Annotated in this window: 19 protein-coding genes; 1 reads left to right on the top strand and 18 read right to left on the bottom strand. The window is 64.5% G+C overall.

All coding sequences use genetic code 11. The annotated features are described in order from the left end of the window. Positions 1 to 73 precede the first annotated feature (73 nt). The 16 genes from ACGYK7_RS13570 to ruvC form a co-directional block, all read right to left on the bottom strand. A complete protein-coding gene (locus tag ACGYK7_RS13570; RefSeq protein WP_394402900.1) occupies positions 74 to 1,750 on the bottom strand; it encodes a formate--tetrahydrofolate ligase in 1,677 nt (558 codons plus the stop codon). A 111-nt stretch (positions 1,751 to 1,861) separates the two neighbouring features. Next, positions 1,862 to 2,446, bottom strand: a complete 585-nt coding sequence (locus ACGYK7_RS13575; protein ID WP_394402902.1) for an MOSC domain-containing protein — start codon at positions 2,444 to 2,446, stop codon at positions 1,862 to 1,864. Between the two features lie 39 nt (positions 2,447 to 2,485). Beyond that, positions 2,486 to 3,139, bottom strand: a complete 654-nt coding sequence (locus ACGYK7_RS13580) for a hypothetical protein (RefSeq protein ID WP_394402904.1) — start codon at positions 3,137 to 3,139, stop codon at positions 2,486 to 2,488. 145 nt (positions 3,140 to 3,284) lie between these two features. Beyond that, entirely contained in the window at positions 3,285 to 5,201 is a 1,917-nt protein-coding gene (ftsH, locus tag ACGYK7_RS13585) for an ATP-dependent zinc metalloprotease FtsH (protein ID WP_394402905.1), read from the bottom strand. A 101-nt stretch (positions 5,202 to 5,302) separates the two neighbouring features. Beyond that, positions 5,303 to 6,574 carry a tRNA lysidine(34) synthetase TilS gene (tilS, locus tag ACGYK7_RS13590; protein WP_394402906.1) on the bottom strand — a complete coding sequence of 424 codons (1,272 nt, stop codon included), beginning with the start codon at positions 6,572 to 6,574 and terminating at the stop codon, positions 5,303 to 5,305. 6 nt (positions 6,575 to 6,580) lie between these two features. Beyond that, entirely contained in the window at positions 6,581 to 7,441 is an 861-nt protein-coding gene (gene ybgF / locus ACGYK7_RS13595; RefSeq protein WP_394402988.1) for a tol-pal system protein YbgF, read from the bottom strand. A 73-nt stretch (positions 7,442 to 7,514) separates the two neighbouring features. Then, positions 7,515 to 8,039, bottom strand: coding sequence for a peptidoglycan-associated lipoprotein Pal (pal, locus tag ACGYK7_RS13600; RefSeq protein WP_067262930.1), 525 nt, complete (start codon positions 8,037 to 8,039; stop codon positions 7,515 to 7,517). Positions 8,040 to 8,138: 99 nt separating this feature from the next. After that, on the bottom strand, positions 8,139 to 9,482 hold the full coding sequence (gene tolB / locus ACGYK7_RS13605) for a Tol-Pal system beta propeller repeat protein TolB (RefSeq protein ID WP_394402908.1): 1,344 nt from the start codon (positions 9,480 to 9,482) through the stop codon (positions 8,139 to 8,141). 1 nt (position 9,483) lies between these two features. Further along, positions 9,484 to 10,644 (bottom strand): energy transducer TonB, encoded by a 1,161-nt coding sequence (locus tag ACGYK7_RS13610; RefSeq protein WP_394402910.1) that lies wholly within the window; start codon positions 10,642 to 10,644, stop codon positions 9,484 to 9,486. A gap of 3 nt (positions 10,645 to 10,647) precedes the next feature. Beyond that, on the bottom strand, positions 10,648 to 11,121 hold the full coding sequence (gene tolR, locus ACGYK7_RS13615; RefSeq protein WP_394402911.1) for a protein TolR: 474 nt from the start codon (positions 11,119 to 11,121) through the stop codon (positions 10,648 to 10,650). Positions 11,122 to 11,124: 3 nt separating this feature from the next. Further along, positions 11,125 to 11,820 carry a protein TolQ gene (tolQ, locus tag ACGYK7_RS13620; protein ID WP_394402912.1) on the bottom strand — a complete coding sequence of 232 codons (696 nt, stop codon included), beginning with the start codon at positions 11,818 to 11,820 and terminating at the stop codon, positions 11,125 to 11,127. Between the two features lie 130 nt (positions 11,821 to 11,950). Beyond that, positions 11,951 to 12,349, bottom strand: coding sequence for a YbgC/FadM family acyl-CoA thioesterase (locus tag ACGYK7_RS13625; protein ID WP_209218189.1), 399 nt, complete (start codon positions 12,347 to 12,349; stop codon positions 11,951 to 11,953). Further along, on the bottom strand, positions 12,346 to 12,969 hold the full coding sequence (locus tag ACGYK7_RS13630; RefSeq protein ID WP_394402990.1) for a hypothetical protein: 624 nt from the start codon (positions 12,967 to 12,969) through the stop codon (positions 12,346 to 12,348). Before ACGYK7_RS13630 ends, ACGYK7_RS13625 begins: the two co-directional genes overlap by 4 nt. A gap of 30 nt (positions 12,970 to 12,999) precedes the next feature. After that, entirely contained in the window at positions 13,000 to 14,019 is a 1,020-nt protein-coding gene (ruvB, locus tag ACGYK7_RS13635) for a Holliday junction branch migration DNA helicase RuvB (RefSeq protein WP_394402913.1), read from the bottom strand. A 76-nt stretch (positions 14,020 to 14,095) separates the two neighbouring features. Beyond that, positions 14,096 to 14,773 (bottom strand): Holliday junction branch migration protein RuvA, encoded by a 678-nt coding sequence (ruvA, locus tag ACGYK7_RS13640; RefSeq protein WP_394402915.1) that lies wholly within the window; start codon positions 14,771 to 14,773, stop codon positions 14,096 to 14,098. After that, on the bottom strand, positions 14,770 to 15,276 hold the full coding sequence (gene ruvC / locus ACGYK7_RS13645; protein WP_394402917.1) for a crossover junction endodeoxyribonuclease RuvC: 507 nt from the start codon (positions 15,274 to 15,276) through the stop codon (positions 14,770 to 14,772). Before ruvC ends, ruvA begins: the two co-directional genes overlap by 4 nt. Positions 15,277 to 15,629: 353 nt before the next feature. Here ruvC and ACGYK7_RS13650 point away from each other — a divergent pair, with 353 nt between their 5' ends. Continuing rightward, entirely contained in the window at positions 15,630 to 15,848 is a 219-nt protein-coding gene (locus ACGYK7_RS13650; protein WP_394402918.1) for a DUF1127 domain-containing protein, read from the top strand. A gap of 90 nt (positions 15,849 to 15,938) precedes the next feature. On the opposite strand, the gene ACGYK7_RS13655 is transcribed toward ACGYK7_RS13650, so the two are convergent. Both ACGYK7_RS13655 and ACGYK7_RS13660 read right to left on the bottom strand, forming a co-directional pair. Next, positions 15,939 to 16,283, bottom strand: coding sequence for a hypothetical protein (locus tag ACGYK7_RS13655; protein WP_394402919.1), 345 nt, complete (start codon positions 16,281 to 16,283; stop codon positions 15,939 to 15,941). Positions 16,284 to 16,393: 110 nt separating this feature from the next. After that, positions 16,394 to 17,266 carry a 50S ribosomal protein L11 methyltransferase gene (locus tag ACGYK7_RS13660; protein ID WP_394402921.1) on the bottom strand — a complete coding sequence of 291 codons (873 nt, stop codon included), beginning with the start codon at positions 17,264 to 17,266 and terminating at the stop codon, positions 16,394 to 16,396. Positions 17,267 to 17,305: the final 39 nt, after the last annotated feature.

Below are 17,305 nucleotides of genomic sequence, written 5' to 3' on the forward strand. Positions count from 1 at the left end.
TCCATTCAAACCTCCCTTTTGGAAGGTTGAATCAAACCTCAGGTGATTTGAAAATCCTCAATGTCCACAGGCCCTAGAACAATCCCTCCACATCGCCATCGGCATTGAGCTTGATTGCCTCGGCTGAAGGCACCCGCGGCAGGCCCGGCATGGTCATGATTTCACCGCAGATGACGACGACGAAACCCGCCCCCGCCGAGAGACGCACCTCGCGGATGGGGACGCTGAAACCCGTGGGCGCGCCGCGCAGGTCGGGATCGGTCGAGAAACTGTACTGGGTCTTGGCCATGCAGACCGGCAGATTGCCGTAGCCCTGCGCCTCCCAATCCTTCAACTGGTTGCGCACCTTTTGGTCGGCCAGCACCTCATCGGCGCGGTAGACGCGTTTGGCGATGGTCTCGATCTTTTCGAACAGCGGCATCTCGTCGGCGTAGAGCGGGGCGAAATTCGCGTGGTCGCCATCGGCGATCTCGGCGACGCGGGTGGCCAGATCGGCGGAGCCTTCCGAGCCCAGCTCCCAGTGGCGCGACAGGATCGCCTCGGCCCCTTGGGCCGCGACATAGTCTTTCACAGCCGCCACTTCGGCGTCGGTATCGGTGACGAAATGGTTGACCGCCACCACCACGGGCACGCCAAAGGATTTTACGTTTTCGATGTGGCGGCCAAGGTTGGCGCAGCCCTTTTGCACGGCCTCGACATTCTCGGTCCCGAGATCGGCTTTCGCCACGCCGCCGTTCATCTTCATCGCGCGCACGGTGGCGACGACGACCACCACCGAAGGCGCGAGCCCTGCCTTGCGGCATTTGATGTTCATGAATTTTTCGGCCCCGAGATCGGCGCCAAAGCCCGCCTCTGTCACCACATAATCCGCCAGTTTCAGCGCTGTGGTCGTGGCGATGACCGAGTTGCAGCCGTGGGCGATATTGGCGAAAGGCCCGCCGTGCACGAAGGCGGGGTTGTTCTCCAACGTCTGGACGAGGTTCGGCTGCATCGCGTCCTTCAGGAGTACCGTCATCGCCCCATCCGCCTTGATGTCGCGGGCATAGACCGGGCTGCGGTCGCGGCGATAAGCGACGATCATCGCGCCAAGGCGCTCTTGCAGATCGGTGAGGTTCTTGGCCAGACAGAGGATCGCCATGACCTCGGAAGCGACGGTGATGTCGAAACCCGTCTCGCGCGGGAAACCGTTGGGCACACCACCCAAGGAGGCGGTGATCTGGCGCAGAGCGCGGTCGTTCATGTCGACCACCCGGCGCCATGTGACCCGGCGGGTGTCGATCTCTAACTCATTGCCCCAATAGATATGGTTGTCGATCATCGCCGCCAGCAGGTTGTGGGCGCTGGTGATGGCATGGAAGTCGCCGGTGAAATGCAGGTTCATCTCTTCCATCGGCACCACCTGCGCATAGCCGCCGCCCGCGGCCCCGCCCTTCATCCCAAAGTTCGGCCCGAGCGAGGCTTCGCGGATGCAGACCGCCGCCTTTTTGCCGATCCGGTTCAGCCCGTCGCCGAGCCCCACGGTGGTGGTGGTCTTGCCCTCCCCCGCCGGGGTTGGGTTGATCGCGGTGACGAGGATCAGCTTGCCATTCGCACGATCCTGCACAGAGTCGATAAAGGATTGGCTCACCTTCGCCTTGTCATGGCCATAGGGCAGCAGATCGTCGCTTGAGATGCCCAGCTTCGCGCCGATCTCTTGGATAGGGCGTTTCGCCGCTTCGCGGGCGATTTGAATGTCGGTTTTAAAAGCCATGAGAATCCCCTGTTGCCGTTGGTGGCGATCTTTATTCTTTAGCCATAGCGCGACAAGCCCCCGCCGGGGGGCCGTATTTCCGACACTCAAAGTTCGCGAAACGGCGCGCGCTTAGGCCAGATGCGGCCAGACCGGTTGGTTCGGCACGAAAAGCCGCAACACATCCCCGAGGTTCAACGGTCCCTCCCGCTCGACCCATGCGGTCACGCCGCGTTTGCCTTGGGCGGCGGTTTTGAAGGTTTTGCCATGGCCCGGGGCCTCCACCTCAATCTCACGGGCCGGGAGGTTGCAGGGGCCGTTCTCGATATCCACGACCAAGGTGGTGCCATGCGCGTTTTGCAGCCGCGACCCCGGCGGGACAAGGGTGAAATCCGGGATCCCTTCAAGGATGATCGAAGCGCCCAGCAGGGTCGGGTCGAGCGTGGGCAGGTCGATGGCGGCGGCGATCTCGGTCATCTCTTCGGCGGAGAGGATGGAGAGCTGGCGGGTGTTGCGTATCTCTGTGCCCTTGGCATGCAGGTTGCGCACGCGCACGCAGGCCGGACGGGTCAGCCCTGCGTGAAAATCACCTTCGAAGCCCGCATATGTCGCAAAAGCCTGCTCCACCGCGACCGAGCGGATGTTTTCGCGGTTCTGAGGGACCATGCCCAGCCAAGTGATCCGGGCGGTATGGTCTGTCTTGCGCAGTTCGGGCATGGGGCATCCTTTGACGTGGTTTGCTGTGGCATCCTATGCCTATTGCCGGACCAGATGCACCTTGAAACCGCCCCCGCTTAGTGAGGCTTTGGCAAGGGTGCCCGCCGTGTAGACAAGCGACATCCCGAAGGATTTGAGATAGAAGGGCGAGACATAGCCCGGCCCCATGACGACACGGTAGGACATATCGCAGACCACCGAAGCCCCCTCCTCCCGGCTGCTTTGCGTCGCAATCTGCACCACGCGGCGCCCATCGTAAAGCGACAGCGGCGCGGGGCAGCTTTTGCCGGTAGCGAGCGCGGCGAAAACCTCGGGCGGGAAGAGGACACCGGCAGGCACCGCGCCGGCCTTCGACATTTCCGTCATTTCCGACGCCGGGGTGATCTTGACCGAGGTGACCTGCCCCCCGGCCCGATCAATCGCAATATCGCGCGTCTCGCTCCCCCGGTTGGATCCAAGGTAGCTGACCGCGGTTCCACTCGACTGGGTGGCCGCCTTGAAGCTGCCGTTCTTGATGCCGAAAGGCGCGTTGTCGAGCGACAGCAGGAAGGCCGCGTTCCGGCTTTGCCCGTTGAACTGCAAAGTCCCCAGCTGCCGCCCGCCTAAGGCGACCACATAGGTCTGCGGATCGGCCCAGACAGGTCCGGCGTTGAGGGCGAGGAGAAGGGCGAAGGCAGAAAGGATGCGTCGCATAAGACCCGGCTTGTTCAAGAATTCGGTCCCTGTCTAACGCGATGGCGGCTCTGAGGCGATAGTAGAGTTCCCGCCCCGACCGGCGGGAGTGCCGAAACGAAAAGACCCCGCCGAAGCGGGGCCTTTCATATGTCGAAGCGCCGGATCAGACCGAAGGTTCAGGCTCCATCCCGCCATCCTTTGGCGGGGCCTTCTTGCCCTTCGCCTTGGGGATCGCGGTGACGCTCGGCGCGCTGCCGGTGTCGGAGTTGTCGTCGTCGGAATCCTCCGCCGGTGGCAGGCCGTCCATGACGCGCTTGATCTCATCGCCGGTCAGGGTCTCATATTCCAGCAGACCTTGGGCCAGACGCTCGAACTCCACCTCTTTTTCGGTGATGATCTTCATCGCGCGGTCATAGCCGTCTTGGATGAACTGCTGCACCTCTTTCTCGACCAGCTCCTTGGTATTGGCCGAGACGGAGAAGCCCGCAGTGTTACCCTGATAGCCCTGCGCGGCTTCGGAATAGTCGATGTTGCCGACCTTATCCGACATGCCCCATTGCAGCACCATCGCACGCGCCAGCGCAGAGGCTTGCTGGATGTCGCCCGCCGGGCCGTTGGAGACCGAGTCCGGCCCGTATTTATGGATCTCCGCCGCCTTGCCTGCCATGGCCATGGCCAGACGCTGGTGGCATTCGTCCTTGAACATGTTCAGGCGGTCGATCTCGGGCAGGCTCATCACCATGCCAAGCGCGCCGCCGCGCGGGATGATCGTGGCCTTGTAGACCGGGTCGCATTTGGGCAGCGTCATGCCCACGAGGGCATGGCCAGCCTCATGATAGGCGGTCATCTCCTTTTGCTCGGCGGTCATCACCATCGAGCGGCGCTCAGGCCCCATCATCACCTTGTCCTTGGCCTGCTCGAAGTCGACCATGGTGACGAAGCGGCGCCCGACGCGGGCGGCCATCAGCGCGGCCTCATTCACGAGGTTCGCCAAGTCCGCACCCGAGAACCCCGGCGTGCCGCGTGCGATGATGCGCAGGTCCACGTCCGGCCCCAACGGGGTCTTGCGGGCATGGACCGAGAGGATTTTCTCGCGGCCTTTGATGTCGGGGTTCGGCACGGTGACCTGACGGTCGAAACGGCCCGGACGCAGCAGCGCGGGGTCGAGCACGTCGCGGCGGTTGGTCGCGGCGAGGATGATGACACCCTCGTTGCTCTCAAAACCGTCCATCTCGACCAGAAGCTGGTTCAGGGTCTGCTCACGCTCATCATTGCCGCCGCCATAGCCCGCGCCACGGTGGCGACCCACGGCGTCGATCTCGTCAATGAAGACGATGCAGGGCGCGTTTTTCTTGGCCTGTTCGAACATGTCGCGCACGCGGCTGGCACCCACGCCGACGAACATCTCGACAAAATCGGAGCCCGAGATAGTGAAGAAGGGCACGCCCGCCTCACCCGCAATTGCGCGGGCCAGCAGGGTCTTACCGGTGCCCGGAGGGCCCACCAGCAGCGCGCCTTTGGGGATCTTGCCACCGAGGCGCGAGAACTTCTGCGGATTGCGCAGGAATTCGACGATCTCTTCCAACTCTTCCTTGGCCTCGTCGATGCCCGCCACGTCGTCAAAGGTCACCCGGCCATGCTTTTCGGTCAGCATCTTGGCCTTGGATTTTCCAAAGCCCATGGCCCCGCCTTTGCCGCCGCCCTGCATGCGGTTCATGAAGTAAATCCACACGCCGATCAGCAGCGCGATGGGCAGAAGCGACATCAAGAAGGTCTGGAAACCGGACTGTTGCTGGGGGCGCGCTTTGACGGGGATGTCGTTGTCGATCAGAAGCTGGGTCAGCTCCGCATCGCCGGGTTTGATCGTCAGGTAGTCGGCACCATCCGCTTGGCGGAATCGCACCTGCTCGCCATCCAACGTCACATTACGGACATCACCATCCTGTACGGAGGTGACAAATTCGGAATAGCTGACTTCGTTGTTTTGAAGCGACCCGCTGGACCCGCTGAACAGGTTGAACAGCGCCAGCACAAGCAACATCAGGACAACCCAGAAGGCGAGGTTACGAACATTTCCCAAGGGAATTCTCCTAAATTCACATGGCCGCAGGCAAGTCCCGCAACCCAAGGGGCGCCCGTTCGGGCAACCACCATACTAAGATAGACATGATGCGCTCATGTTCAATGCGATAATGGCGCGGTTTTGTTCCATTCCGCCCCGCTTTCGCGCCGGACATGCCATTTCTGATCCAGCCCGGCAAGGGGCGCGGCAAGCAGCCGCGGGCCTTGCCAGATGGCCGGGGTCGACAGCAAGGCGGCACGGGGTCGCCCAAGGCTGCGCCAATCGGGGCATTGGGCCAGCCCCTCGGGGCCAAGCGCGCGCAATTCGGCCTCGGGCGGCAGCCCTTCGGGGGGAATCGCACGCCAGCGCCCGTCCCAAAGCTGATCCGCAGGCACGCGCAGATCGCGCACCGCGTTATACTCGCGAAAGACCCAGATTTCACCGCGCCGGCGCAGCGCCTGACAGCCCGCCAGCGTGGCCGCCTGCCCTTCCGCCAGCCCCGCGATCAGGGCGGCGACGGGGCCGCGGCGCGGGGGGTAGGCACCGCCGTTGATCTGCCCAAGTGCCCGAAGCATCAGGCGGCGGCGGGTCTCTTCCGGCTCGGCGAAAAAGGCATCGGCTTGCATCACCTGCGCCCCCGCTTCGATACGCAGAATATCGCCCGCGGCGCAGTCGGTTTGCGCCTCCAACGCCGCCCGGGCCATGGCCATGTTGCGCGCGACTTCGGCCAAGGTTTCCACATCAATGCCAAGTGGCGCGAGGGCATCGAGGCTTTGGCGGGTTTTGATCCGGGCATAGCGCGGGTCATCGTTGCTGGGGTCTTCGACCCAGTGAAGCCCCGCCCGTCGCAAATGATCGCGCAGCGCCGCACGCCGGGCGAAAAGCAGCGGGCGCAGCCATGTGACACCGAACCTTTCGCTGCGGAGCGCCATCGCTGCAAGCCCATCGACCCCCGACCGCCGCGCCAAGCGCATCAGCACCGTCTCGGCCTGATCGTCCGCCGTATGGCCAAGGGCCACGATGGGAAGCGCGCGCCGCGTGGCCCAATCGGCCATCAGGCGATAGCGCGCCTCCCGCGCGGCGTTTTGAAGATTGCCCTGCCCGTCCCAATCGCGCCAATGCAGAGTTTCATGGGCCAGCCCCAGTCGGGCGGCATGGCGCGCGACCATGGCGGCCTCTTCCGCCGCTTCCGGGCGCAGCCCATGGTCGACGGTCACGGCCTCAAGATGACTACCGGTTGCCACCGCCATCCCATGCAGAAGCGACAGCAAGGCCATGGAATCGCCCCCGCCAGAGACGGCGACGCCAAGGCGGGGCGGCAGCGCGCCGCCCAAGCCCGACAGCAGCCCCTCGGTCAGCGCTGCATCAGCCGTTGCGGCGGGTGCAGTCATCCGCGGTCAGGAACAACCCAGCGTCTGGCGCTGCGCCTCGGCTTGGCTGACCTGCGGGGCGCTCGGGAAGCGCACGGCGACTTCAGCGAGGGTCACGCAGGCTTCTTGGGTCTGCTCCAACACGCCAAGGGCGCGGCCCAATTCGAAGAGCGACCGCGGGGCCACCGGCCCTTCGGGGTCGGTGCTGAAGGCCGCCAGATAGGCGCGCGCCGCTTCGCGGTTATCGCCCAGACCGGTCAGAGCTTCGCCCCGGCGCATCTCGGCCTCGGCGGCTAGCGGACCGCCGGGATAGGTCGTATTGAAGGACGCAAAGAGATCGGCGGCGCTGCGAAAGTCACCCGATGCGAGCGCCTCCTGCGCCCGCTCGAAATCGGCCTTCTCGCTGACCGCCAGCTCTGCTTCGTTGATCGGGGTGATGATGCCGCCAGATGTACCTGCGCCACCGCTGCCGGGGGTCACTTCGACCACCTCACGACCCGCTTCGGGGGCGGGGGCCGCCACGGCGGGCGCCGCCCCGCCGCCGAGGGTCGACGTCTCACCCAAAGCGCCCAGATCGCCGCCTTCAAGCTCGACCAGACGGTACTCCAGATCGCCAATCCGGTTGGTGCCATCAGCGACGATCCGGTTGATGCGGTTCTCCATTTCCTCGGTCTTGGAGGTGAGGCGCTGCAACTCGCTCTCCATGGTGCTGACCCGCTCCAACACAGAGTTGCCGCCGGTCTCGACCGAGGCGCCGCCGGTGGTCGACAGTTCGCGGCGCAGCTTTTGCACCTCGACGTTGAGCACGGTCAACTGCTGGCGAATATCCGCCAGCGTTTGATCGTTGTCCTGCGCCATAAGCGCGGCGGGGGCGGTCATCAGCCCCATCACGGCCACGAAAATATATCGCTTCAGCACATCGGCCTCCTTGGATTGGTCATTGCTTGGGCTGTTGCCGCGATCAGCTTGTCAGCGCGCCGCCGGCCAGCACGGTCACCGCGCGGCGGTTCTTGGCATAGCACGCCTCGGCCGAGCAGATTTCGATCGGGCGTTCCTTGCCGTAGCTGATGGTCTTGAGCCGCGAGGCTGCGATCCCGCGCGAGATCATATATTCACGCACCGCATTGGCGCGGCGCCCCCCAAGGGCGATGTTGTATTCGCGGGTGCCCTGCTCATCGGCGTGGCCTTCGATCACGGCTTGGTAGTCGGAATTGGCCTGCAGCCATGCAACCTGCCCGTCAAGGGTGGCGCGGCCTTCGTCGGTCAGGGTGGATTGGTCGACCAAGAACAGCACCCGGTCGCCCACGGCCTGCTGGAAATAGGCGGTGGAGGTCGGGTCATTCGCGCTGCCCGGCACCACGCCGGCGTTGACCCCGGCCCCTGCATTTGCCCCGCCCATGCCATCGGCACCGAAGCGGTCAGGGTTGGTACAGGCCGACACGGCCAATGCGGAAATCAAAAGCGTGCTGGTCAGAATGCGTTTCATGGGGTCTGCCTTCTATGTGGTGGCGTTATCGTTGCTGGTATTAACACAGGCGCGGGATCATTGGAATTGCCCGCACCTGTGGATGATATGAGTAAGGCGTCAGTTTTGCAGCGGTGACCACGAGGGGTCAGAGCCGCCTTCGGGCGTGCGCACGGGCTTGAGGTTGCGCCCCGAAATATCGACGGAGTAAAGCGAGGAGGATCCGCCCGCCCCTTGGGTTTCGCGGGCGAACATGATGACCCGCCCGTTCGGTGCCCAAGTCGGCCCCTCATCGAGGAAAGAGGCGGTCAGCAAACGCTCTTCGGACCCATCGAGGCGCATCACGCCGATGTGGAAGCGGCCCTTGTTCTGCTTGGTAAAGGCCACCAAATCCCCGCGCGGCGACCAGACGGGTGTGCCGTAACGCCCCTCACCAAAGGAAATCCGCGTCGCCTCGCCCCCGGTGGCGGGCATGACATAAAGCTGCGGGCTGCCGGAACGGTCACTTTCAAAAACGATCTTGCTGCCATCGGGCGAGAAGCTCGGCGCCGTCTCGATCGCGGGGGTGTTGGTCAGGCGCACCGACTGGCCGCTGTTAATGTCCATCGAGTAGATATCCGTGTTGCCGCCTTGGCTCAGCGAATAGACCACCGTCTGACCGCTGGGCGAGAAACGTGGGGCAAAGGCCATGGAGCCTTCGGCGCTTTGCAGCCCGCGGCGCTGGACGGTGCCGATATCCAGAACATAGATGCGCGGGAAACCGCTTTCATAGCTGGTGTAGAGCACACGGTCTCCGCTCGGCGAGAAGCGCGGCGCCAGCACGATGGAGCCGGATTCGGTGAGGTATTTCAGGTTTGCCCCGTCATAGTCCATCACGGCCAGACGTTTCTGGCGGTTGTCCTTCGGCCCGGTCTCGGAGACGAAAACCACGCGGCTGTCGAAATAGCCGCCCTCGCCGGTGATCCGGCTGTAAACCGCATCGGCCACCTTATGCGCCATGCGGCGCCAACCATCGACAGTGCCGCTGAATTGCAGACCGCCCTGCCCGCTGGCATCCAGCAGTTCCTCGCCCGAGAAAACGTCATAGACGCGGAACTTTACGTTCACGCTGCTGCCGGTGACATTGACCGCCCCGGTGATCAGCGCCTGCGCGTTGATCGCCTTCCAGTCGGCATATTCCACCGGCGCATTGAAGTCGCTCACGGTAGAGATATAGGCGCTGGCCGGAATTTCGCGGAACAGGCCAGTGCCGGTCAGATCGTCCGAGACGACGCGGGCGATGTCTGTCGCCAACTGGCCCGCCTCACCGCTTTCGGGCTGGAAGCTGGGGACGGCAAAGGGCAAGGGTTCGATGGTCGGGTCGTCAATCACGATGCGCAACGGCTCGGCGCGCGCGGTGTCCGGGGCCGCCGCAAAGACGGTCGCGGCCCCCAGTGCCAGAAGTCCCAGAAGTCTCGTCAGCATGTTATCGGCTCCTCATTGGGTCGAATGTCATCTCGATGTCTTGCCATTGGCTGTATTTTTCCTGCGGCAGGTCATAGCCACGACCGCCGCAACGGATGACCGCACGTTTCGCGGCTTCAAAGGCTTGCCGCGCGGCGGTGTCGCTGCCGCCGCTGGCACTCAGCAAGCGGATCGAACTGGCCACTGGCGTGCCGTCCTGATTCATCTGCATGCCGACCACGACCGTGGTGCGGGCCGCCTCTGTCGACAATGCGCCGATGTTCCAACAGGCCGAGACCGCCACCCGCAGGCTTTCACGCTCACCAGACGAAAGCGGCGGGCCACTGGGTGCGGGGGCTTCGGCTTCGGGCTGGCCCAGAACCTCGCTCAGCGCGTCGGCGATAGCATCATCGGTCGAACTGGATGTCGCCGGTTCCTCGACAGGTTCGGGCGCGGGTTTGGGGTCCGGCCGCGCGGTCTCGGCAGGTGTTTCTTCGGGCGCCTCGGCCACCTCGACGGGCGGTGGCGGGGACGGACGGCGACCGGGCGGGCGTGCCGAGGCCGCCGGGGCCTTGTCGGCTTCGGTCACGATCTCGGTCGTGGTATCCTCGGGCGTCTGCGCCTCTTGCGGCTCTTCCTCGACCACGACTTCGGGCTCGGCCTCTGGCTCCGGCGTCACGGCGGGCTGTTCGTCGAGGTCGGGGCGCGCTTCGGGTTCGGGCGGCGCGACAGGCTCGGGCGCTACACGGGGCGCTTCGCGCGGGCGGGCTTCGGGGGCGATCTCGGGCACCAGCACGGCGGTATCGCCGATGGGCTCGTTCATTTCGGGCGCGGTGTCGTCCACTTCGGTCTGCGGCGGCAATTCCAGCTCGGTCACCTCGGGGGGGAGGTCTTCGGGCGGGGTTTCTGTTTGCACCGGCTCGGGCTGTTCGATCTGCGTGTCCGGCTCGGCGGTGACCTCGGGCGCTTCCTCGCTCGGCGCGGGCAATGCGGGCTGGGCCACCTCGGTGGCCGAGGCTGGCGGCTGCTGGGCCGCGACCAGCGCGTCATATTCCGCCGCCGAGATCACTGAGACCTCGGTCATCTCAACCGGCTCAGGCTCGGAAGTGAAAATGTTTCCGAACAACAGCCAGCCGATAAGACCCAGATGCCCGGCACCTGATATGTAATGCCCGGTATGCACCGCTCAGCCACCCGACGTGTCGCTGCCGTCCAACGCCGGGCCGCCGATGTCGGTCACCAGACCGATGTTGGAAAAGCCTCCCGCGTTGAGCGCGCCCATGACTTCCATGACCTGCGCATAAGACACCTTGCCATCCGCGCGCAGAAACACCCGGTCGCTGGCCCGCTCCGAGGCGATGGCGCGCAGCTTGGTCACCAGTTGATCGCGCGGCGTGTCGGTGGTCTGGATTTGCACCGCCCCTTCGGCAGTGAGGGTGACGGTCAGCGGCTCTTCCTGCTCGGATGGCAGGGCCGTGGCGGCGGTCTTGGGCAGTTCCACCGGCACGCCGACGGTCAAAAGCGGGGCCGCGACCATGAAGATGATCAGCAGCACCAGCATCACGTCCACGAAGGGCGTGACGTTGATCTCGGCCATCGGCTGGGCGCGGCCACGCCGCCGCCCCTTGCCGCCTTGTTTTTTCATGACACCCGCACCCATGGCTTAGCTGTCCAACTGGCGGCTGAGGATGGTCGCGAATTCGTCCGAGAAGGCCTCATAGGTGCCCAAGATCCGGTCACTGTCGGCGCTCAGCTTGTTGTAGAAGACCACCGCCGGGATCGCGGCCAGAAGGCCGATGCCGGTCGCCAAAAGCGCCTCGGCGATGCCCGGGGCCACAACGGCGAGGTTGGTGTTCTGCTGGGCGGCGATCTCAATGAAGGAGTTCATGATCCCGAAGACGGTGCCGAACAGGCCAACGAAAGGCGCGGTGGAGCCCACGGTGGCCAAGACGGGCAGCCCCTTTTGCAGGCGCTCGGCCTCTTTGGCGATGGCCACGTCCATCGACCGGTCGATGCGTGCGGTGGCACCGGGGATGAGCGCGCCATCCTCGCGGTGCGAGCGGCGCCATTCCGACATGCCGGCGGCAAAGATCTTTTCCGACGGCCCATCGGGGTCGGCGCCAATGGTGTCAAAGAGACCGTCCAGCGGCTCACCCGACCAAAAGGCCTGATCGAACTGCGCCGCCTCGGCGCGGGCTTTGCGGTATTGGATGGTTTTCTGGACGATGATCGACCAAGACCAGAAAGAGGCCCCGATCAGCATGATCATTACAAGTTTGACCGTGACCGTCGCCTTCGCGAACAGACCCCACAGGGAGAAATCGATCCCCTGTGCCAATGCCAGCGTCTCTGCTTCCATTTAACTATGCTCTTTTACTGCCGCCCCTTCGGGGCATTCTGCCTCTGGGTTCTATCTCTGGGCCCTATTTTCCGGCCTCTATTTGGAGCAAAGCTAACGGACTGCAACCGGGATTGCTAGAATTATGGTATCAGCGCGCCGGATCGCCGTCCGACAGGCGGAGTTTCGCTGGCAGCCGCGTGGGTTTTCCGCCCGTCGTCATGCAAACGGCGGTCACTTTGGCGCGAAAGATGACCTTGCCATCGCGCAGCACGTCTTGGTCGAACACCCAACGCACCGGCCCTTCGGCCTGATGGGTCGTCTGCACCTCTAGTCGATCGCCAAAGCGCGCGGCGCCGAGATAATCCGCCTCCACCCGCGTCACCACAAAGACCAGCCCCTCGTCGCGCATGGCACGTTGATCAAGGCCGATCTGTTCGACAATGTCCGACCGCGCCCGTTCGATATAGCGCAGGTAGTTGGCGTAATAGACGACGCCCGCCATATCGGTGTCTTCATAGAAGATGCGGACCGGGAAACTATGGCTCATGACGCCACCTGCACCCGTGCGGCAAGGCGCAGCGCGTGGCTGGCATCATTGGCGGCAGGGGGCATCACCGGGTCATAGGCGGCGCGGATCACATCCGCGACCTCAGGACGCAGCACCAGCGCGTCATCGGCCATCGCCAGCGGCGATTGCCCTTGAAAGGCATCCTCGGACCACAGCAGAATGACCTGCACCGCTTGGCTCAGCGCCAGCACCTGCGCGGACATGTCTTGCAGGCTCTCGTCCATGCGCAGGAAGACGAAGGCCGCCTTGATCGCGCCGGTCTCGTCAAAGCGGAAAAAACGGTACTGGTTCGCGCCTGCCGTCTGCAAGCGGTCGACCTGCGCCGCGAGGTCGGGGACCAGCCCCTCCATCCCCGGCACGTCGAGCAGCTCCGCCCAATCGGCGAAGAAGAACATCATCAGGTTGCTGCCCAATTCGGGGTCGGTTTCGGCCATGTCGTGACCGGCGAGCTTGGCCACCGCTTCGAGTGCGCCCTTCACGACCGGCAACGCCTCTTCCTCGATCCCAAAGGCCACGGGGGCGATGGGGCGGCCCCAGCGGGCAAAGGCGAACTGCCCGTCGCGGCGGGTGAATAGGGTCTCGATCTGCTCTGCGGTCATCGTCATCTGGTCTACCTTCGCTTCGAAGCGTCAGCCAAAAAGGTCGCTCTGCCCCTTTGGCGCGGCCATGCCAAGGTGTGTCCACGCCTTGGCCGCCAACATTCTGCCGCGCGGGGTACGCTGGATCAGCCCTTGCTGCAACAGGAAGGGCTCAATGACTTCCTCCAGCGCATCGCGGCTTTCGGAAAGCGCGGCCGAGAGCGTTTCGATCCCCACCGGGCCGCCCTGATAGTTCTCTGCCATCAACCGCAGGTAGCGCCGGTCCGCCCCGTCAAGGCCGAGGTGATCGACACCGAGCCGCGTCAGCGCCATGTCGGCCAACGCGCGCGTCACCCGGCCATCGCCTTCGACCACCGCGAAATCCACCACCCGCCGCAATAGCCGCCCGGCGATCCGCGGCGTGCCCCGGGCGCGTTTGGCAATCTCGCGCGCGCCGCCTTCGTCCGCCGGGGCACCCAGCTTGCGGGCGTTGCGGTCGACGATGATGTAAAGCTCGTCCTCGGTGTAGAATTGCAGCCGCGTCGGGATGCCGAAACGGTCGCGCAGCGGCGTGGTCAAAAGCCCCATGCGGGTGGTGGCGCCCACCAGCGTGAAGGGCTGCAACTCGATCCGCACCGTGCGCGCGGCGGGGCCCTCGCCGATCACCAGATCGAGCTCGAAATCCTCCATCGCCGGGTAGAGCACCTCTTCGACCGAGGCGTTGAGCCGGTGGATCTCGTCGATGAAGAGCACGTCGCGCGCCTCGAGATTGGTGAGGATCGCGGCGAGGTCACCGGCCTTGGCCAGCACCGGGCCGGAGGTCATGCGAAAGCCCACGCCAAGCTCGCGCGCCATGATCTGCGCCAGCGTCGTCTTGCCCAGTCCGGGCGGGCCATGAAACAGCGTGTGGTCCATCGCCTCGCCGCGTTGGCGGGCGGACTGGATAAAGACCGACAGGTTCGCCCGTGCCTCCGCCTGCCCAACAAATTCGCCAAGCATCTGCGGCCGCAGCGCGCGGTCGGTGTCTTCGGGCAGCGGGTCGGGCCGCACGGTGGGGTCGATCTCGGTCATAGGGCCTCGTTATGCCGTAGGGTGCGTGGTTCTTCCAGCGGAAGGTTCACGCACCAGCAGCCGCGCGCATTCCTGCTCACCCCTTCGGCGCCAGCAGCTTAAGCGCCGCGCGGATCAGCGCCTTGGTATCGGCCTCGGGCGCCTCTCCGGCGGCCTGCGCCACGGCGCCCGCCGCATCGCCCGGTGCATAGCCAAGGTTGCCAAGTGCCGAGAGCGCCTCGGACTGGGCCGAAGCATTGGGGGCGGCGGGTTTCGGCGCGGGGCGCGGGGCGGCGGCTTCGATCACCGCCTCGTCGGCGGCGGCCTCAGTCTCACCCATGGCGTCGGCCACGGTGCCGGTCATCGCCATGACGCCGGGCGCCTTGTCCTTGAGGTCCAGCACCACGCGCTGCGCGATCTTGGGGCCGATGCCCTTGGCGGCCTTCACCGCGTTCCAGTCGCCAAGCGCGATGGCGCGGCTCACGCCATCCGGCCCCAGCGTGCCGAGGATCGCGAGCGAGGCCTTGGCCCCCACCCCCTGCACCGAGGTCAGCAGCCGGTGCCATTCCTTCTCCACCAGCGTCTGGAAGCCGAAAAGCTGCATCAGGTCTTCGCGCACCACGAGGTCGGTATAAAGCGCCACCGCCTCCCCCACGCCGGGCAGCGCGGCCATGGTCCGGTCGGAGACATAGACAAGGTAGCCCACCCCGCGCACGTCGATCAGCACGTGATCGGCGGCGCGGTAGTCGATGCGGCCCGAGAGCTTGCCGATCATGCGCTCGCCCTCGCCACCGCCTGCGCGAGGGTGCTCGCGCCGCCGTGGTGTGCGTGGCAGATCGCGATGGCCAGCGCATCGGCGGCATCTGGCCCGGCAATCTCGACCCCCGGCATCTGCATCTTAACCATATGCGCCACCTGTCCCTTATCCGCATGGCCAACGCCGACCACGGTTTTCTTGACCTTGTTGGGGGCATATTCGCCCACCGTCAAACCAAACTGCGCGGGCACCAGCATGGCGATGCCCCGCGCCTGCCCCAGCTTCAGCGTCCCGGCCCCGTCCTTGTTCACGAAGGTCTGCTCAACCGCTGCCGCCTGTGGCTGCCACATGGTCAATACGCGCGTAAGCTGTCCATGCAAGGACAAGAGCCGCGCGCCAAGGTCGTCGCCTTCGGAGTGACAGATGCCATTGGCCACATGGGCGATTCGGCTGCCCGAGACATCGATCACGCCCCAGCCCAGATTGCGCAGCCCCGGATCTATGCCGATCACCCGTATCATCTCTGCCCCTCGGTAAAATTGTTGCTTTTTTGGTGCACTAGCACGAAAGGCGAACATCGCAAAGCCCTGATGCGCGGCGGGCGCTTTGCGACAGGCGCCCTGTCGCTTTTGAACCGCGGTGTCGAATTGCGCCCCTCCATGGTTCAAAACCGACATGCCAGGCAGCGAATTCTTCCCGCAATGAGAGTGGGTTAACCCTGTTTTCGACCCATGCAAAAAACGCAAGCCTCACTGTCGTATTTGAGGGATTGCGCGGGGCGACTTTCAGGCATACTTGCCGAAAATTCTGTTCGGCATGGGGCGCTACACCCTCCCCCGCTGACGTAACCTGAGATCAAACAAAGGACGGCCCCATGGCAGCTTTCGACACCACCCGCACCGCTTACGGCTCCCCCTCGGCCGTCGCCCGCATCCTTAGCTTTTTCGGCGCCTTCTTCGCCGCGGTTGAGGCTTGGCAAGACAGCCGCGCCACCCGCAAGGCGCTGTCGGACCTGACCGATCTTGAACTGCAAGACATCGGCTTGATCCGGGGCGACATCGACCTTGTGGCGCAGAACCACTTCGTGCGTTGATCTTACGGGATAAGCATCAGTCCAATTAGAAAAGCCGTAGCGGAGAGCCTCCGCTACGGCCTTTTTCTTTTCGCAAGGGGCGGTGCCACGTTACCGCATGATCGGGCCGGTCATCTCGGCCAATGTCTGGGTCACCGGGTCGATGGCCATCATCTTGGCGCCGACCTGCTCAAGGTTCGACCCATTGGCAAGGCGCGAGAGGCGTTCGTTATAGGTCACCGGGCCGATCGCCGCGAGGGTGAAGGCTTTGAAGCCGAAAAACACCAGCACGATCAGGAAAAGCCCTGTCATCGGGAATCCCCGGCGGGCGCGCCTCGGCAAGACCGAGATCAACCCGTCGCGCCCGATGCGGGTGACATATCCTCGTTCCAGCTTACGATGCTTGCGCCCGAGAAGTTCGATCCGTTTCGCGAATTGAGCGTGTCCTTCAGCCATCACAGCCTCCGTAGCAATCCGGCCCCCACCGTTTGCTGCCATTTTGAATAAAGTCCAAATGTGGCGAGAAAGCGGCAAAAGGGTCGAATGCAACGAAAATGAGGCGCGAATTATACTTTCGTTTGCAGCGTTAGTGTCGTCCAGTCGCCAATGCTCTCACGGTGGGTCAGATTGATGCCGGATCGTGCATAAACCTCGATCACCTCCTCTGCCTGTTCGTTCAGCAGGCCGGAGAGAATCGCATAGCCCCCGGGTTGCAGCGCCGCCGCCATGTCGGGGGCCAGTGCCACCAACGGACCTTTGAGGATGTTGGCGAAGACCAGATCGAAGGGGGCGGCTTCGGCCAAAGCGGGATGGTCGAAACCCGCGGCCTCCACGCAGGTCACGCGGCCCGTAAGGCCGTTGGCGTCGACATTGGCCTGCGCCACCTCTACCGCGACCTCGTCGATGTCGCTCGCCAGCACTGTTTCCGGCCAGATGCGCGCGGCGGCCATCGCCAGCACCGCGGTGCCGCAGCCGATGTCGGCGACGTTCTTGCCGTGGAAGCCGTCCGTCGCCAGCCGGTCCAACGCCTTGAGACAGCCCAAGGTAGTGCCATGGTGCCCGGTGCCGAAGGCCATGGCGGCCTCGATCAGCAGCGGCTCGCAGTCTTCGGGCACCTTGTCGGCGTCATGGCTGCCGTAAACGAAGAAGCGGCCCGCCTCGACGGGCGCCAACTCCCGGCGGACATGGGCGACCCAGTCGGTCTCGGGCAGTTCGGAGACGGTGAAGTCCTTCGCCCCCATCGCCTTGGCAAGTACCGCCAGCGCTGCGGTGTCCGGCTTTTCCTCAAAGTAGCCACCGACCTCCCAGAGGCCCGAGCCGTCCTCGACCTCGAACACGCCGACGCCGGTCGGTTCGGGGGAGAGCCGCTCCATCGCCTCGCCCAGAGCATAGGCGGGGTCGCGGCCTTCGAGGGTGGTCAGGGCGGTGAACGTGGGCATGGCGCGGTCCTTTGCTGCGGTGCGGTTGCGTTTCGCCTA

It is taken from the genome of Sulfitobacter sp. 1A15299 (genome assembly GCF_043556915.1).
GTDB lineage: Bacteria > Pseudomonadota > Alphaproteobacteria > Rhodobacterales > Rhodobacteraceae > Sulfitobacter.

Coding starts and splice junctions, on each gene's coding strand:
- ACGYK7_RS13650 (WP_394402918.1), top strand. CDS start 15,630: ATGGCAGCTTTCGACACCACCCGCACCGCTTACGGCTCCCCCTCGGCC.
- tolB (WP_394402908.1), bottom strand. CDS start 9,482: ATGCTGACGAGACTTCTGGGACTTCTGGCACTGGGGGCCGCGACCGTC.
- ruvB (WP_394402913.1), bottom strand. CDS start 14,019: ATGACCGAGATCGACCCCACCGTGCGGCCCGACCCGCTGCCCGAAGAC.
- ACGYK7_RS13655 (WP_394402919.1), bottom strand. CDS start 16,283: ATGGCTGAAGGACACGCTCAATTCGCGAAACGGATCGAACTTCTCGGG.
- ACGYK7_RS13580 (WP_394402904.1), bottom strand. CDS start 3,139: ATGCGACGCATCCTTTCTGCCTTCGCCCTTCTCCTCGCCCTCAACGCC.
- ruvA (WP_394402915.1), bottom strand. CDS start 14,773: ATGATCGGCAAGCTCTCGGGCCGCATCGACTACCGCGCCGCCGATCAC.
- pal (WP_067262930.1), bottom strand. CDS start 8,039: ATGAAACGCATTCTGACCAGCACGCTTTTGATTTCCGCATTGGCCGTG.
- ACGYK7_RS13630 (WP_394402990.1), bottom strand. CDS start 12,969: ATGACCGCAGAGCAGATCGAGACCCTATTCACCCGCCGCGACGGGCAG.
- tolR (WP_394402911.1), bottom strand. CDS start 11,121: ATGGGTGCGGGTGTCATGAAAAAACAAGGCGGCAAGGGGCGGCGGCGT.
- tolQ (WP_394402912.1), bottom strand. CDS start 11,820: ATGGAAGCAGAGACGCTGGCATTGGCACAGGGGATCGATTTCTCCCTG.
- tilS (WP_394402906.1), bottom strand. CDS start 6,574: ATGACTGCACCCGCCGCAACGGCTGATGCAGCGCTGACCGAGGGGCTG.
- ACGYK7_RS13660 (WP_394402921.1), bottom strand. CDS start 17,266: ATGCCCACGTTCACCGCCCTGACCACCCTCGAAGGCCGCGACCCCGCC.
- ybgF (WP_394402988.1), bottom strand. CDS start 7,441: ATGGGGCTGATGACCGCCCCCGCCGCGCTTATGGCGCAGGACAACGAT.
- ruvC (WP_394402917.1), bottom strand. CDS start 15,276: ATGATACGGGTGATCGGCATAGATCCGGGGCTGCGCAATCTGGGCTGG.
- ACGYK7_RS13570 (WP_394402900.1), bottom strand. CDS start 1,750: ATGGCTTTTAAAACCGACATTCAAATCGCCCGCGAAGCGGCGAAACGC.
- ACGYK7_RS13625 (WP_209218189.1), bottom strand. CDS start 12,349: ATGAGCCATAGTTTCCCGGTCCGCATCTTCTATGAAGACACCGATATG.
- ACGYK7_RS13575 (WP_394402902.1), bottom strand. CDS start 2,446: ATGCCCGAACTGCGCAAGACAGACCATACCGCCCGGATCACTTGGCTG.